Below are 15,059 nucleotides of genomic sequence, written 5' to 3'. Positions count from 1 at the left end.
TCACCGGTCCTTTCTGCCATTTCCTTTGGCGCTGGGGTCAAGGGCGGTGGACCGACTGGTTTCCTGCCGTCGGTGTCAGGCGAGTTGGATGGGAGTGGTGGCCAGGCCGGTGAGGAGGATGTCGAGGCCGCGTTCGAGTTCGGCGGCGCCGTCGTAGGTGGCCAGGGCCGAGGCGAGGCTGCGAAGGAGCGGGAACTCGCCGATGGGCAGCCGGTGCAGGCCCAGGCGCAGCAGGTCGTCGGTCTCCTCGGGGTTGTCGACGAGTTCCTGCAGTTCGTTGAGGACGTGGCCGTGCAGGAGCCCGAAGAGGGCGCGGTAGATGTGCAGGGCGTCGGCCCCGCTGAAGCCGGCCCTGGTGAGCAGGGCGAGGACGGCTTCGAGGGGGCGCAGGGTGCCGCGGGGGCGTAGGGCTAGCGGGGTGGCCAGGGGTCGGGTGACCAGGAGCGGTACGACGTGGGGGTGCCTGAGGGCTATCCGGCGGTAGCGGCGGGCGACGGCGCGTAGCTGGGCGACCCAGTCGGGGTCGGTGGGGTCCACGGTGAGTTCGTTGAGGACGGTCTCGGCGACGCCGTCGAGCAGGGCCGCCTTGTTGGGTGCGTAGCGGTACAGGCTCATCGGGTCGTGGCCGAGGGCGCGGGCCAGGCGGCGCATGGACAGCTTCTCGATGCCCTCGCGGTCGATGATCTCCAGGGCGCAGGCCAGCATCCGCTCGCGGCTCAGCTTGCCGCCCGTCGGCGGGTCGCAGTCCCGGAGGGCCGGGTCGACCTGAGTAGTGGCCATGTCGGTACCTTCACTCACTTCGCTTCTCCTCACTCGGGGTGAGCGCCGGGAGACTGAAAGTTCGTATACCTACACTGTAGACACCAGTGTAGCCCCGGAGTTCACTGTAGGCATACGACGTAGATCCGATTGGAGCACACGTCATGATCATTGTCCTCGGACTCATCCTCCTGGTGGTGGCAGCCGTTGTCGCGGTGGCCGGCATCTTCAGCAACACCGGCAGCGGGCATGCGGTCGGCAACGCGTTCGCCGTGTTCGGGCACCACATGACCGGCTCCACCGGAACCCTGTTCCTCTTCGGGATCATCGTCGGGGCTGTGGGCATGCTGGGGCTCGGAATGCTGCTGGCCAGTGCGCGGCGCGGCGCCGTCGCCCGACGCGGGCTACGGCACTCCCGCCGCGAGACGGCGGCCGTCAGCAAGCGCCGCGATGAGGTGGTCGAACAGCGCGACACGGCCCGCGCGCGGGCGGCCTCGGCGGCCGATGACCGCGACGGCCTCGCTCAGGAGCGCGACGCACTGGCCGAGCAGCGCGACGATCTCGCCCGGCAGCGGGACGACCTCGCCGAGGAGCGCGACGAGCTGGCCGGCCGGCAGGGCGGCGCGGGCGAACAGACGGCCGGTACGCGCGTCGCTCCGATGCCGACGGACTACGGCGATTCGGTGCCCCGGCACGGGCACCGCAGACCGCACCTCCTTGGCGGGCGTGCCGCCGGCCGACGGTAGACGGCCCCAGGAGGTACTCGCAGACAGAGAGGAAGTCAGCCATGGGTATCGGCAAGAAGGCCGCCCACAAGGCCGAAGCCGTCAAGGGCGGTGCGAAGAAGACCATCGGTCGCGCCACCGGCGACCGAGCCCTTGAAGCGGAGGGCCGCGTCGACCAGGCGAAGGGCAACATCAAGCAGGCCGGCGCCAAGGTCAAGGACGCGTTCAAGCACTGAGCACCGGCCGCAGCGTCGGACGCCGCAGCCGGACCGATCGAGACGGGAACATCGAGACAAGGACAGGGACAGCCATGACCAGCACCATGTGGGGCTACGGCCCCGATGCGAAGTACACCCCCGGCACCAGCCTGACCGGCTACAAGGTCGAGGCGACCGACGGCCACATCGGCAAGGTCGACGACGCCACCGACGAGGTCGGCGCCGCCTACATCGTCGTCAACTGCAAGCCGTGGCTGATCGGCAAGCACGTGATGCTGCCCGCCGGCACCATCACCCGCGTCGACCACGACGACGAGACGATCTTCGTCAACCGCACCAAGGAACAGATCAAGGCTGGCCCCGAGTACGACCCCGACGTCCACAAGGGCGACGCCGGCTACCGGGAGAGCGTCGGCAGGTACTACGGATCCCAGGGACGCTGAGTCCACCCGGCCCGCCGCAGGGCCGGAGGGGACGATGCCCGGTTCCACCCACGGACTCAACTCCCCCGAGGAGTTGGGTCCGCTGTCATGGATCGAGGAACGATCATGGTGAAGGTCCTGCTCGTCCTGCTGTGCCTGGTGCTGCCGTTCCTCGCGGTGCTGATCAAGGACGGCCCGAGCATCAAGGTGCTCTGGGCGTTCCTCCTCCAGCTGTGCGGCCACGTACCCGGCGTCGTGTACGGCATCTACCAGGTGGTCAAGGACTGACCGGAGCCCGCAGCCGGACAACTCCCCGCTCGGCTCCCTGCCGGTGTCACGCGGCGGGGCGGCGTGCTGCCATGAGATCGGAGCTGGGGGCCCGCACGAGCTGCAGGCCGTGGGCTTGGAGCTCCTCCGCGAGCTGCCCGGGCGGGGTCGGCCACATGTCGAACGCCTCCTGTGCTTCGCGCAGCACCTCCTGTTCCCGTTCGACGCGGTAGGTGAAGACGGTGCGCAGGATGCCACGGTCGGGCCGGCGGGTGACCTCGGCGCTGTACAGGTCCGGACCGACCCGTACCGGGCCGAGCCTGCCCACGGTCTCGGCCCCGGCGGGCAGGGCGGCCGGGGGCGGATCGAACAGGAGCAGGCCGCCGGGCATGAGGGCCGCCGCGAGCGCCTTCCAGGTGGCGCGCCTGGTGGCGGGCTCCAGGCAGGCGATCATGTTTGAGGCGACTGCCAGGTCCGCGACTGCGGCCAGGCCTGCCGTGCTGACGGGTTCGGTGTGCACGGTGACGCGGGCGCGCCGGTCGGCGCCGAGGTGGGCCAGCCGCGACAGCAGGGCGGCGCGCATGGCCGGGGCCGGTTCGACGGCGTGGACGGGCACGCTGGAGGCACGCAGCAGGACCTCGGTGACGATCCCGGTGCCCGCGCCGACGTCGAGGATCGCGTGCCGGGCGCGCACGGCGGCCTCGGTGAAGCGCTGCTCGGCCAGGTGGCGGTCGGTCTCGGCCTGCAGGATGTCGTAGAACTCCGCCGAGACCGTGTAACCGCCCGTGTCGCTCATGTCAGTGGTGCGGGACTGTGCGGGGGATCCGGTCGGTGTCGAACTCGCCGTCGGCGATCGACCGGGCCAGGACGGAGAGCTGGTGGTGGTGGGCGCGGGCATAGGCGCGCAGGGCGGTGAACGCTTCGTCGGTGGTGACCTGCCAGCGCTCGGCGAGGATGCCCTTGACCTGTTCCAGGACGATCCGGCTGGTGAGTGCGTGCTGGAGCTGGCTGCGTTCGGTCTCGCTGTGCGCTGCGGTGCGTTGTTGCAGGATGGCGATGGTGGCCAGGTCCGCGAGTGCCTGGGCGAGGGCGGTGTCCTCCTCGGTCAGGGCGTGGTCGGTGGTCTGGAACAGGCCGAGGGCGCCGATGACCTTTCCACGCAGCCGCATTGGGATCGCGTTGGTGGCCACGAACCCGGACCGCAGGGCGGCCGGGGTGAACTGCGGCCATGCCTGAGCGGCGACCGGGTCTTCGAGCTTGACGTTGGTGCGTGGCCGGCCGCTGCGGTAGCAGTCCACACAGGGGCCCTGGGCGTGCTGCAGTGCGAAGAGTTCCAGCAGCCGGGTGTTCTCGTCCGAGGCGGCGAGCACCTGCAGCACGGCGTGCTCGTCGGCCAGCAGCACCCCGCACGCGGCGACGTCCAGCAGCTCCACACAGCGCTCGGACAGCCGCTGGAGGAAGTCGATCAGGTCGAAGTCGTCGATCAGGGAGTCGGCGACCTCCACGAAGACCTTGGTGAGTTGCTGTTCGCGGGCCATGGCGATCAGTCCTTGTCTGGGACGGGCAGCGGCGTGTCGTCGCCGTTGCCGTTGCCGTTGTGGTCCAGGCGCAGCCGTCGTGCGACGACGTCCCGGGAGATGTCGGTGAGGGGGCGGCCGCTGCTGTAGGCGTGCGCGCGCAGCCTGAGCAGGGCCTGGGCCAGCGGTACGGCGAGTTGGACGCTGACCATGCCGGTGGCCTGGTGGACGACCGCGTGGAGCAGGGAGTCCGGCGTGTCGGCCGGAACGACCGCGCCGTTCGCGTCCGGGACCACACTCCCCAGGGCGCGTCCGGTCAGGGCGTGCGCGAGGACCTGCGCGTCACGGACCTGGCCGTCGCTCAGCAGCCCGGGAAGCCTGCGCACCACGGTCAGCACGCCGACCCGGATCGCCCCGATCCCCATCGGGAAGCAGAACACGGCCCGGGCGTCCAGACCCGCGGCCTCCATGCTCAGGGCCGGCCAGCGGTCCGCCCGGACCTGCGCCAGGTCCGGGATCAGGACCATCGCGCCGGTTCGCACCGCCTCGGGGCCCGGGCCTTCGCCGAGGGTGAACTGCAGATCCTCGAAGCGTCCGGCGGCCCGGTCGGTGCACCACATCAGCTCCGCCCGCTCGCCACCGGTCGCCAGGGAGACCGTGAGCCCGTCCACCCCCAGGGTCTCGGCGGCCTTCGCGGCGACCCGTGCCGCGGTGTCGTACCCGTCGTCGAGCTGGAGCAGGCGCAAGACCTGGGCCATTCGGTCACTGATCACCAGTTGTCCTGTTCCGGGCGACCCTGGGGCGCTGCCGTGCGGCTGCTCGCCGGATGATCCCCTACCTGGGAGAAGAACGCCACCCGTGCCGGTCAGGTTGATCAGGCGCGTCACCGAGCGGCTAGGGTTCACCAGGCGCAGGCTTCCCCCCGCTGCGACGGTGGACCGGCTGGCGGCGAGGAGGGCGTTCAGGCCGCTGACATCGCAGAAGGTGAGGGATGACAGGTCGACGACGATCGTGCTCGCCCCCGTCTCCAGGCATCTTCCCACCGTGTCCAGCAGGCGGGCCTTCGTGGCCATGTCGAGCTCCCCGACCAGTGTGATCACCGTAGCGTGTGCGCCGTCGCGCCGTCGCGCACGAAACGCGGGGGAGAGCGGCAGCACGCCGGGCGGCCGGAGGGTGTCGGTCTTGTGTACGCGGCCCATCGCGGCCTCCTCAGCCGACGTCGGTGACGCAGCCGGGGTCGGGGGCAGCGCGAGCAACAGCTCGTCCGGTCCTCAGCAACGGGCACTCGAACCCTCGGGGTGGGGGCTCCGGCTCCCGGACGCCGCCCAGGCCGATCGGCCTGGTGGGCACGGAGGACCGTACGTCATCAGAGTAGTCCGGATACGCGGCCCAGGACCGGACGAGTCACAGGAGACTTAGGGCGGCGACGGTCGTCCCGTGGCCGTGCCGCAGGCGTCCGCGAGCGACGGCGGTGGGCGGATCGCGGCCTTCGATGACCAGATCGTGGCTCTACGGGGCTTCCAGAACCCTAGGCGGACCGCCGCGAGCACAGGTGCGCAGTCGGTGACGCTCGTGAACAGGGGCTGCCGGAGTGCAGACTGGAAGTGGGCCGCAATCCGCTGGGTCCACAGGGAGGCGTGTGATGGCTCTGTTCCTCCTGGTCGTCATTGTGGCGATCGTGTTGGGCATCGTCGGTGTCGTCGTGCACGGGCTGCTGTACCTGCTCGCCATCGGTGTTCTTCTCCTCCTCGCCGACGTCGTCTTCCTGGCCGTGCGCTCGGCTCGCGGCCGTCGCGCCCCGCGGTGACACCCCGCCCATGGCGAGGGTCAGGGGGCGGGCTGACGTTGCTCAGTTTGCCGGTACCCGTCGTCGGCGTGGCAGGACGAGCAGGACGGTTAGTGCCAGTGCGGCGGCACCCTGGGCCCAGGCGGTGAGCGATTTGTCGGTGAACCAGATCGGCTCGTACATGTCGGGGAGCGGGCCGTGCGCACCCACGTCGACGTAGCGGTAGAGAAGGAGGGCGGCCAGCCCGCCGACGGCGACCAGCCACGCGAACAGGTCGCCGATGCGGCGGCGCCAGGCAAGGACCAGCACGACCGCCAGGGCGGCCGCGCCCGCTTCGATGCTGAACAGGGCGCCCTGGCTGATGCTCGCGCTGACGGCGTCGTACCGGTGGGCCAGGTGCGTGTGCACGCCCGCGTCGACGGCCAGGCCAACAGCGGCCACCACACGCAGCAGCCCGTGTACGACACGGGCAGCGGCCGGTCGGCGAGGGTCTGTTGCCGCGGTTGCCATGGCTCCTCCGGAGGGGTCGGTCACGGCTTGGGCTGGCTGACGGTGAGGGTGCCGGTCATGAACTGGTGGATGGTGCAGATGTAGGGGTAGCTGCCTGCTGTGCTTGGGGCGGTGATCGTGGCGGACTTGCCGGGGGCGATGGTGCCGGTGTCGAAGGCCTTGGCGCCGGTGGCGGTCAGGGTGTGTGCGGTGGAGTCCTGGTTGGTGACGGTGATGACGGTGCCGGGCGCGACGGTGAGGGTGTCCGGGCTGAACTTGAAGTCCTTGATCGTGACCGTTGCCGCGGTGGAACTGGGCCCGGAGGACCCCGGTCCGGTGGTTGAGGCAGCACTGGGCGCACTCGGCGCCGAGGAGGCGGCTGCGGTGGGGGAGCTAGTCGAGGAGCCGCTACTGCTGGAGCAGCCTGTCAGGGCGACCAGCGCGAACACGGTGCCGACGGCGAGCATGGAGCGGCGAGGGCGGCTGGAGATGATCGGCATGGCAGCCTCTCGGTCGTCGGGCCTGGCGGACCGGTGAGGAGGGGGGATGCCCGCCCGGCCCGCCAGGGGTCTGCTGGGTGCTCAGACGGTGAGCAGGGTGGGGCTGGCGGCCTTGTCGACGGGGAGGAAGTCGTCGGGGACGGGGTACTGGCCGAGGACGTAGTTGAGGATGGCGGCGTGCATGGCCTCGACGGGGGCGATGGTCGCGGCGGTGGCGATGCCAGCCGGGCTGGTGACGTTGTAGGTCGCGAAGAGGTAGGTCTGCGCGGCCTGGTCCTCCAGGGAGAGGGCGAGCTTGGCGACCGTGCCCACGTCGGTGGCCGCCCCCAGGGCCTGGAGGGTGGCCGGCTGGTTGGAGAGCGGCACGTCGGTGATGGCGGCCTTGCCCGCACCGGTCAGTACGGCGTTCCAGGCCTTGGCGTGGTCGGCGTGCTGGCCCATCGCGGTGGTGATGAAGGTGGCCACCGCCGGCAGCACGGTGCCGAGCTTACCGGCCTTCGCCGCGTCCAGCGCGGCCTGGTAGGCACCGACGGCCTGGTTCTCCAGCGCGGTCGCCAACGCCACGACCTTCAGGTCGCCCGTGTACTGCCCAGCGGCCGTCGAGCCGGAGGCCGCCGCCGACGGGCTGCCGGAGGACGAGGAGGAGGACTTGCCGCTGGAGCAGGCCGCGAGGGTCAGCGCGGCCGCTGCTCCGCCCGCGCCCAGCAGAAACCGGCGCCGGCTCGCATCGCGCGGCCCGTGGTCCTGCCGGGCGCGGATCTCCTCGGTGAGGTCGACGGCGCTCGCTCGCATCGCGGGCAGCGTCTGCCGGTGTGCCTCGTCCATCTCCCTGGTCAGGATGGTGAGTTCGCGCTCGCTGACGGGGAGTTCCCAGCCGCCCTCGGTGGTGGTCACTTGACGGCCCCTTCGCTGATCGGGGAAGCGCTGTCGGTCTTGTAGAAGGCGTCGGGGAAGCCGACGCTGCCGGCCGCGGCGGGGAGCTTGGCCGGGTCGACGGGGATGGTGATCAGGTCGGCGGCGTTGCCTGCGAGTAGCGCTTGGACGGCGAGCAGGGTGGCGCGGTGCTGGGCCTCCACCGGGGCGACCGAGGCGAACAGCTTGCGCAGGTCGGCGGTGGAGACCTGGGAGACGTTCTTGGTGTAGGTCTGGGCTGCCACGTCCTCCAGGGTGATGGCCAGTTTGACCACGTCGGCGGGGGTCTTGATGGTCGGCAGTGTCTGGTCGACGACCGCCTTGTACTTCGGGTCCGGGTCGTTCTGGGCCTTCCCGCCCGCCTTCGTGGCGGCGGCGTTGAACGCCTGTGCGTGGGCCTGGTGCTGGGTGGTGGTCTTCGCGATGAACGCGGCCACCGTCTTGTTGCCGTCCTTGATGAACGGCAGGGTGGCAGCGGTCTGGTAGACGCTCACCGCCAGGTTCTCGATCGAGGCGGCGGTCTGCAGCGCCATGATGTCGTCCGCCATCGAACCCGAGGGCGAGGCGGTGTCGGCGAAGGCGCGCGAGGCACCCCACAGGGCGGCCAGGCCGCCGGCGCCGGCGATCAGGCCGCCGCGCTGCCACCAGCGACGCTGCTCGGACTCGACCACCTGCCCGAAGTCGGTCAGCGCCTCGCGGGTGATCCGCAGAGCGTCGCTGTTCAGGTCTTCCGACTGCTCGGTGAGTCCTTCGAGCAGCCGGGTGTCGATGTGTTCTGTGGCCATCGTGCCCCGTCTCATCCCGTGGGCCCACTAGTGGCGGGCTCCTACCGGCATGGTTCGTCACGCGTGGTGCGGCGGATTGGTCCTTGTTCGGCGAGTGCGCCGTTCTTCACCCGGGGGAGTGAGCGGGGTTGCGCCTTATGGCGTCACTCCACCTGGCTTTCGCGCACTTTGATGTGGTCTCTTCGCATGACGTTCTCGCGACCTGCGAGAACTGGGGGGTGGCCTCCGGTGGCAGCGGTTCCGCAGTCGGTGTAGCTGGCTCGGTGGCTTCTGGGTAGTGGGTCACTGCGAGCCGAGCTGCCCGTGTCGGGGACGGGTTCGCTGTCAGGGCGTGCTGCCGGTGAGGGCGGCCAGGTCTGCTCGGGCGAGGGGTGCCTGGAGCGGACTGAAGTAGGGGTCCTCACGGAGGGCTTGGGCGAGGTCGTCGTGGGCGGCGGCATCCTGGCCGAGGGCGTGTTCGATCTCGCCGCGGTGGTAGGCGAACAGGGCGTTGTGCCAGCCAGTGTGCTGGGCCTGGCGGGCGAGTTCGAGGGCCTCGGTGTCGGCGCCTTGGCGGTGCAGGGCCCAGGCGAGGGCGTCGGCGACCAGGACGTTGTGCCTCCGGTCCCATTCGGCCCTAAGCAGGCGTACCGCCTTGGCTGGGTCGCCGTGGTCGGCCTGGTACTGGCCCATGGTCAGGTCGTCGACGACGCCGTTGGCCGCGGCGAGGCGCTGTTCGGCGTCCAGCAGCCGGTACTGTTCCTCGGCCTGGGCGGGGTGGCCGAGGGCTTGCTGCAGTTCGCCCATTTCCAGCAGGTACTGCGGCAGCGGCACCTTGGCGATGGCCTTGGCGTAGTCCCGTACGGCGCTGTCGGTGTTGCCGAGGGAGGCTTCGGCCCGGGCCTGGCCGGCGAGGGCCGGGGTGTAGTCGGGGTCGTCGGCAAGCGCCTGCCGGTATCCGGCCAGGGCCTGGTCGGGGTGGCCGGCGTTGCGGTCAAGTTCGGCGGTCTGGTATTGGCAGAACGCCTTGTCGGCGGGGTCGAAGGCGTCGGTCAGGGCTTGCTGGAGTGCTTGCTTGGCGTCGTCGGTGCGGCCGTGCTGTTCGAGGTCGTAGGCGGCGCGGGTGAAGGAGGCGGTGCCCGGTTGGCGGTCCAGCAGTTGCTGCACCGCTTCGGTGGCGCCGGTGTCGTCGCCGAGCTGGGTGCGGGCGTCGGCGAGGACGGCGTAGGCCGGCCAGTGCAGCGGCGCGATCGCGATCGCCTGGCCGGCGAGGTCGCGGGCCTGGGCGAACTGATGGCGGGCGTTGGCGAGCGCCCCCAGTCCGGTGAGCGCGTCGATGTTGTCCTTCGGTGCGAGGGTGAGTGAGCGTTGCAGCGCGTCGTCGGCCTTCGGGTAGTAGGAGGGGTCGGCGGTCAGCCGGGCCTGTTCCACGTACTCCGCGCCCAGGCGTGCCCAGCCTGCTGCGTCGGTAGGTGCGGCGCGAAGCCGCTGCTGGTCGGTGGTGATGGCCTGGGGCAGGGAGCCGGTGGCGAGCTGTCGGTTGTCGCGCCGGACGTTGTCCGACGAGGACGACCGATCGACCGGGCGTTCCTGCCACAGGCCGACGGCGGCCAGCGCGCCGCACATGATGGTGGTGGTGAGCACGAGCGGAAGTCGTCGCATGTCCCGGTCCCGGTTGAGCCGAAGGGTCACGTGGGGCGGGGCGGGTGCGCGGGGGATCCTCCGCCGCACCCGCCCCGATCTACCGTCAGTGGGCCTGGTTGACGGCCTTGGCGTAGGGCAGAGCGACGTAGGGGAAGGTGGTGCCGAACGGCTTGTCGGCGTGGTCGACCTTGTCGCCGGCGGCCAGCGCCGGGATCAGGTGGCCGGGGGTGGCGCCCTCGACGACCTGCAGGGCGATGTCCACGACGTCGTCGGTCAGGCGGCGCCCGTTCGGGAAGCCCTGGAAGTCCCCGTTGAGGACACCGAGGCGGTCCGGCTCGGCGGTGACCGGCGTCGACATGTTCAGGCGCAGCTCCTCGGCCGGGACGAACGCGTTGGGGTCGATGTCCTGGTTCATGAGCTGGGAGTTGAGGTCGACGGCGAGCGGGCCGTTGGCCGCCTTGGCGATGCCGGTGAGGAAGATCTCCTGGAGATCGGTGCGCGGCGTGGCCGGGGCGGGCAGGCCGTAGACGGCCTGGACGAGGTGCGGGACCTCCGGGTCGAGGACCTTGGCGACGACGGCTGGCTGGTTGTGGTCCTCCGAGGGCGGCAGCGCGTTGAACGCGTCCTTCAGGCCGGCCGGGACGACGACCTCGTTGACCAGCGGGTTGCCCAGGCGCGAGACCTGGACGTACTTGCCCACCGGCTCCTCCTTGCCAGGGGAGAGCTTCATGCTCTGCTTCTCGGTGCTGGACCACACCCCGATCACCGGGTTGCGGGTCGCGTCGCCCTTGTAGGCGAGGTCGCTCTTGGGGACCTGGATGGAGAGCGTGTTGACGTTGTATCCGGCGAGGGTGTTCTGGCCGACCTCGGAGAGGTTGCCGCCGTAGAGCAGGTCGAAGACCCGCAGGTCGAGGAAGAACGGGTCGGCGGCCTGCGTGGCCACGGTCTGTCCGCCGCCGGGGAGTTGGACGGTGGCCTGGTCGCGCAGCTTGCCGTAGTCGGGCATCGAGGCCTTGCCGGTGTCGGAGGGGGCGGCGGTGCCGTGCGCGACCAGGGTCTTGGGCTTGCAGCCGGGGCGCAGCTCCTGGAGGGTGTAGTACTGGTGGAACAGCAGGGTGGGGTCGGTGAGGTTGTTCACGACGCCGTTGTTGTAGAGGAAGGTGTTGGTGCCGCGCTGGTCCTCGGTGTGGAAGGTCCAGCGGTAGGTGATGTCGGGGTGGCCGGTGCCCTGGGAGTCGATGTTGATGTCGTAGTGGGCGCCGTCGGCCCAGGGGTAGAAGTTGGGGCCGCCGTTGGGCTCCTGGAACGGCAGCCAGTTGGCGACCAGGGTGACGGTGTCCTGGTTGTCGGGGCTGGTGAAGGCGTAGACGTCGGTGTTGTCGACCTGCGGGTCGGCGGCGATGAGCGGCGCCTCGCGGTGGCTGGAGGCGGTGCTGACGCCGGCGCCGGCGCCGAGCAGGGCGGTGCTGGCGAGGGCGAGGCTCATGGTGGTGAGGATCGCCGCGGTGCGGGCGGTGGAGCTCGTTCGGGCAGGTCGGCGTGTGACGTTCATACGGTGGAGTTCTCGCTTCCGTGACGGGTGGGTGTCCGCCGGGCTCAGTGGTGCCCGCGGGGCGGCTCCGGCTGAACAGCCGCACTGGCACTTGAGCCGGATCCCGACACGGATTCGTGGAAGCGCGCGGCCCGGACCGCTCGGGTCACCCGCGTGGTTGAGCAACTGCACCCGGACAGCCGAACCTCGGCCAGGGCCCGTGACCCCGGACGGTCAGCTCTCTACCGCAGCCGGTCCGGGGACCACCTCTACCGCCGAGGTGTGCAGACCGACGGTCCACTTCTCCTCGATCCGGCCGAGCTTCCAGACGGTCAGGGCGATGATCCAGGTGGCGAAGAACAGGCCGACGATGACGAACCCGACGAGGTTGAGGTCCAGGGCGGCCATCCGGTCCCAGAGGACGCCGTGGAGGTCGAGCTGCTGGGCGAGCAGGCCGAGCAGTTCGACAGTGCCGATGATCAGCGCGACGGCGACCGACAGGCCGGTGATGGTGAGGTTGTAGTAGATCTTGCGGACCGGCTTGGAGAACGCCCAGCCGTAGGCGAAGTTCATGAACGACCCGTCGATCGTGTCGAGCAGGCACATGCCGGCCGCGAACAGGACGGGCATACACAGGATGGCGTACCAGGGCAGACCGGACGCCGCCCCCGACCCGGCCAGGACGAGCAGGGCGATCTCCGTGGCGGTGTCGAAGCCGAGGCCGAACAGCAGCCCCAGCGGATACATGTGCCACGGCTTGCCGACCGACCGGGTCACTCGGCCGAGCAGCCTGTTCATCGGGCCGCGCTTGTCGAGCTGCTCCTCCAGCGCCGCTTCGTCGAAGTGCCCGGAGCGCATCCGCCTGAAGATCCGCCAGATACCGGCCAGGACAACCAGGTTGATGGCCGCGATCAGGTAGAGGAAGGTGCCGGACACGGCGGTGCCGACCAGGCTGGTGACCTGGTGCAGCCTCGATCCGTCGTCCTGCACCGGGCCGGCGAGCGCCTTGACGCCCAGCGAGAGCAGGAACGCCAGGGCGAAGACGATGCTGGAGTGGCCGAGCGAGAACCAGAACCCCACCGACAGCGGCCGCTTGCCCTCCTGCATGAGCTTGCGGGTGGTGTTGTCGATGGCGGCGATGTGGTCGGCGTCGAAGGCGTGCCGCATGCCCAGGGTATAGGCGGTCACGCCGATTCCGACCCCGAAGCTCCTCGTGCCGACGCTGTAGTGGCCCGGCGCAACGATCACGACCAGGGTGAACCAGCCGACGACGTGCAGCGCGGTGATGAAGGCCGCCATCGCGGCCAGCCGGGACCATTCCTGACGGGTCATCGTCGCGGCGGTGCGCCGCCACGATGACCTGATGTTGTCGCTCAGTGCGCGGACGGGTGCGGTGGTCGTCATGGGCGTACTTCCTCACCTGGGGCACGGAAGGCACAGCGGGAAGCCTTGCTCTAGTAGTTGCATAATGCTGGCAACTGCTCAGGTCTGTCATGGGGCGCGCTGAGGCATCCGGTGGATGTGGAGCGCGGATCGCACGCCCCGACGTGCATCGAGGAGCGCAGGATCGTCTTCTTCGGAGATGCGAAGATCGCCCAACTGCCGTCACTGGAACCGTCGTACGTGCGTGGGCACGAAGGTGCTGCATCCGTCCGGGTGACTGTCGCGGGTCGGCCGTGTCGCGGGCGGGGCGGTCGGCGTTGTGCGGCGAAGGTGTCAGAGCCGGTCACGGTGTCCGGCACCGACCCGCCAGGTGCCCCACCAGGAGCGGCCCCTGGCCCATCCGCCGGAGGCAGTACGTGGCCGTCCCCCGTTCCGTTGCCCGAGCCGGTGTCCTGCTGGTCGGCACTGTATGGCTGACCGCAGCCGTCACGCCCCCAGCCGGAGCCCACCCGCTCGGCAACTTCTCCGTCAACCGTTACACCGGCCTGACCGTGCACCCCGACCGTCTCGAAGCCCTGTCCGTCACCGACACTGCCGAGATCCCCACCCTGCAGCAGAAGCCGGAGGTGGACCGCGACGGCAACGGCACAGCGGACGACGGCGAACTGGCAGCCTGGGCCGACCAGCAGTGCCGCCAGAGCGCCGACCGGCTCACCGTCACGGCGGACGGCGGCACCCTGCACTGGACGGTGAGTTCGGCCTCGTTCCAGTACGCGCCCGGCTCAGCCGGCCTGGAGACCAGCCGCCTGGAGTGCCGCCTCCAGGCACCGCTGGACCTCGGCCCGGCCGGGGCCCGGCTGCGGGTGGCCACCGGGAGCGACGCAACCCGGGTGGGGTGGAACGAGATCACGGCCGCAGCCGAAGGCGCCCACCTCCAGGACAGCAGCGTTCCCGAGCAGTCGATCTCCCGGCAGTTGCGGGACTACCCACGGGATCTGCTGGACAGCCCCAGCGGCGTCGTGACCGCCGAGTTCACCGCAGTGCCCGGCGACGGAACCAGCTCCGCGCTCGCCGGCGCCGCCGGCGGCGCGCAGGGCAGCGGGCCCACCGCCTGGCTCGCCCGACTGGACGCCAAGCTCGCCGGGCTGGGCGCGACACACAACCTGACCCTGCCGGTCGGCCTGCTCGCCGTACTCCTGTCCATCGTGTTGGGCGCCGGACACGCACTGCTCCCCGGGCACGGCAAGACGATCATGGCGGCGTACCTGGCCGGGCGGCGCGGCAGCACCCGCGACGCCCTCACAGTCGGTGCGACCGTCACCGTGACCCACACCGCGGGCGTTCTCGTCCTCGGGCTGTGTCTGACCGCCTTCTCCTCGCTGGCCGGCGACCTCGTCCTCGGCTGGCTCGGCGTCACGAGCGGCGCGCTGGTCACCCTGGTCGGCGCAGGGCTGCTGCTCGACGCGTTCCGCCGTGCCCGCAGCCGCACCCACGACCACGCCCCGGCTACCACGGCCCGGCCTGTCGACGCCCCTGTCCCGGTACTCGCCGGTGCACCAGCCGACCAGACCGGACACCACGACCACGACCACGACCACGGTGACGGCCCAAGTCACCACAGCCACGATCACCCCCAAGGCCATCCCCACGAGCACGGTCACGAGCACCCGCACCCGCACCCGCACGGACATCATCATGACCACGACCGCGACCACCACCATGACCACGGTCACGGCCACCGCCATGGCCTGTTCGGCCATCATCATCACCACGGCGAGCCCGACCGGCCGCTGGGCAGGCGCGGCCTGATCGGGCTGGGCATCGCGGGCGGTCTGGTGCCGAGCCCCTCCGCCCTGGTGGTGCTGCTCGGTGCGGTGGCGCTGGGCCGTACCCTCTTCGGCGCGGGCCTGGTGCTCGCCTACGGGCTGGGCATGGCCGGTACCCTCACGGCCGCGGGGCTGCTCTTCGTCCGGCTCGGCGACTCGATCGCGGGAGCCGCCGACCGGCCCTTCCTGTGCGCGGTCAGCCGGATCACCCCGTACACCGCGCTGCTGACCGCCTTGCTCGTCGTCACCGTCGGCATCGGACTCGTGGTCCGCAGTCTGCCGCCCACTCTGTGAACCCGCCCCCGCAGCAGGAGGT

Annotated in this window: 17 protein-coding genes; 6 read left to right on the top strand and 11 right to left on the bottom strand. The window is 70.6% G+C overall.

Annotated features, from left to right (window positions below; genetic code table 11):
- Nucleotides 1–75 precede the first annotated feature (75 nt).
- Complete coding sequence (locus CFP65_RS02020) at nt 76–780, bottom strand: TetR/AcrR family transcriptional regulator (protein ID WP_104814462.1); 705 nt, start codon at nt 778–780, stop codon at nt 76–78.
- A 143-nt stretch (nt 781–923) separates the two neighbouring features.
- On the opposite strand from CFP65_RS02020, the gene CFP65_RS02015 reads away from it, so the two are divergent.
- The 4 genes from CFP65_RS02015 (at nt 924) to CFP65_RS02000 (ending at nt 2,412) form a co-directional block, all read left to right on the top strand.
- A complete protein-coding gene (locus CFP65_RS02015) occupies nt 924–1,505 on the top strand; it encodes a hypothetical protein (protein WP_104814461.1) in 582 nt (193 codons plus the stop codon).
- 41 nt (nt 1,506–1,546) lie between these two features.
- Nucleotides 1,547–1,720, top strand: a complete 174-nt coding sequence (locus tag CFP65_RS02010) for a CsbD family protein (protein WP_104814460.1) — start codon at nt 1,547–1,549, stop codon at nt 1,718–1,720.
- Nucleotides 1,721–1,794: 74 nt separating this feature from the next.
- Nucleotides 1,795–2,145: a PRC domain containing protein gene (locus CFP65_RS02005; protein WP_104814459.1), complete on the top strand. Its 351-nt coding sequence runs from the start codon at nt 1,795–1,797 to the stop codon at nt 2,143–2,145.
- 105 nt (nt 2,146–2,250) lie between these two features.
- Entirely contained in the window at nt 2,251–2,412 is a 162-nt protein-coding gene (locus tag CFP65_RS02000; RefSeq protein WP_158701982.1) for a YqaE/Pmp3 family membrane protein, read from the top strand.
- Nucleotides 2,413–2,458: 46 nt separating this feature from the next.
- On the opposite strand, the gene CFP65_RS01995 is transcribed toward CFP65_RS02000, so the two are convergent.
- From CFP65_RS01995 to CFP65_RS01985, 3 genes are read right to left on the bottom strand one after another with little or no spacing between them, the layout of a single operon-like run.
- Entirely contained in the window at nt 2,459–3,187 is a 729-nt protein-coding gene (locus tag CFP65_RS01995; protein ID WP_158701981.1) for a class I SAM-dependent methyltransferase, read from the bottom strand.
- A 1-nt stretch (nt 3,188) separates the two neighbouring features.
- Nucleotides 3,189–3,929, bottom strand: coding sequence for a GAF and ANTAR domain-containing protein (locus CFP65_RS01990; protein WP_104814456.1), 741 nt, complete (start codon nt 3,927–3,929; stop codon nt 3,189–3,191).
- 5 nt (nt 3,930–3,934) lie between these two features.
- Nucleotides 3,935–5,107: an anti-sigma factor antagonist gene (locus CFP65_RS01985; protein ID WP_104814455.1), complete on the bottom strand. Its 1,173-nt coding sequence runs from the start codon at nt 5,105–5,107 to the stop codon at nt 3,935–3,937.
- Between the two features lie 443 nt (nt 5,108–5,550).
- Here CFP65_RS01985 and CFP65_RS39595 point away from each other — a divergent pair, with 443 nt between their 5' ends.
- Nucleotides 5,551–5,715 (top strand): hypothetical protein, encoded by a 165-nt coding sequence (locus CFP65_RS39595; protein WP_168219572.1) that lies wholly within the window; start codon nt 5,551–5,553, stop codon nt 5,713–5,715.
- A 42-nt stretch (nt 5,716–5,757) separates the two neighbouring features.
- On the opposite strand, the gene CFP65_RS01980 is transcribed toward CFP65_RS39595, so the two are convergent.
- The 7 genes from CFP65_RS01980 to CFP65_RS01950 all read right to left on the bottom strand — a co-directional run bounded on the left by CFP65_RS01980 (nt 5,758) and on the right by CFP65_RS01950 (nt 12,938).
- Complete coding sequence (locus tag CFP65_RS01980; protein ID WP_254552170.1) at nt 5,758–6,135, bottom strand: hypothetical protein; 378 nt, start codon at nt 6,133–6,135, stop codon at nt 5,758–5,760.
- A gap of 89 nt (nt 6,136–6,224) precedes the next feature.
- Nucleotides 6,225–6,683 carry a cupredoxin domain-containing protein gene (locus tag CFP65_RS01975; protein WP_104814453.1) on the bottom strand — a complete coding sequence of 153 codons (459 nt, stop codon included), beginning with the start codon at nt 6,681–6,683 and terminating at the stop codon, nt 6,225–6,227.
- 81 nt (nt 6,684–6,764) lie between these two features.
- A complete protein-coding gene (locus CFP65_RS01970; RefSeq protein ID WP_254552169.1) occupies nt 6,765–7,577 on the bottom strand; it encodes a ferritin-like domain-containing protein in 813 nt (270 codons plus the stop codon).
- Complete coding sequence (locus CFP65_RS01965) at nt 7,574–8,380, bottom strand: ferritin-like domain-containing protein (protein ID WP_104814452.1); 807 nt, start codon at nt 8,378–8,380, stop codon at nt 7,574–7,576. Before CFP65_RS01965 ends, CFP65_RS01970 begins: the two co-directional genes overlap by 4 nt.
- A 324-nt stretch (nt 8,381–8,704) precedes the next feature.
- Nucleotides 8,705–10,021, bottom strand: coding sequence for a lipopolysaccharide assembly protein LapB (locus CFP65_RS01960; protein WP_174805493.1), 1,317 nt, complete (start codon nt 10,019–10,021; stop codon nt 8,705–8,707).
- A gap of 85 nt (nt 10,022–10,106) precedes the next feature.
- Complete coding sequence (locus CFP65_RS01955; protein ID WP_254552168.1) at nt 10,107–11,489, bottom strand: DUF4331 domain-containing protein; 1,383 nt, start codon at nt 11,487–11,489, stop codon at nt 10,107–10,109.
- A 279-nt stretch (nt 11,490–11,768) separates the two neighbouring features.
- Nucleotides 11,769–12,938: a HoxN/HupN/NixA family nickel/cobalt transporter gene (locus CFP65_RS01950; protein WP_174805492.1), complete on the bottom strand. Its 1,170-nt coding sequence runs from the start codon at nt 12,936–12,938 to the stop codon at nt 11,769–11,771.
- 395 nt (nt 12,939–13,333) lie between these two features.
- On the opposite strand from CFP65_RS01950, the gene CFP65_RS01945 reads away from it, so the two are divergent.
- Nucleotides 13,334–15,037 carry a high frequency lysogenization protein HflD gene (locus CFP65_RS01945; RefSeq protein WP_254552167.1) on the top strand — a complete coding sequence of 568 codons (1,704 nt, stop codon included), beginning with the start codon at nt 13,334–13,336 and terminating at the stop codon, nt 15,035–15,037.
- The last annotated feature ends 22 nt before the right edge of the window (nt 15,038–15,059 follow it).

Origin of the sequence: Kitasatospora sp. MMS16-BH015 (assembly GCF_002943525.1) — a bacterium.
Classification (GTDB): domain Bacteria; phylum Actinomycetota; class Actinomycetes; order Streptomycetales; family Streptomycetaceae; genus Kitasatospora.
This window is presented reverse-complemented; position numbering and strand designations above follow the sequence as displayed.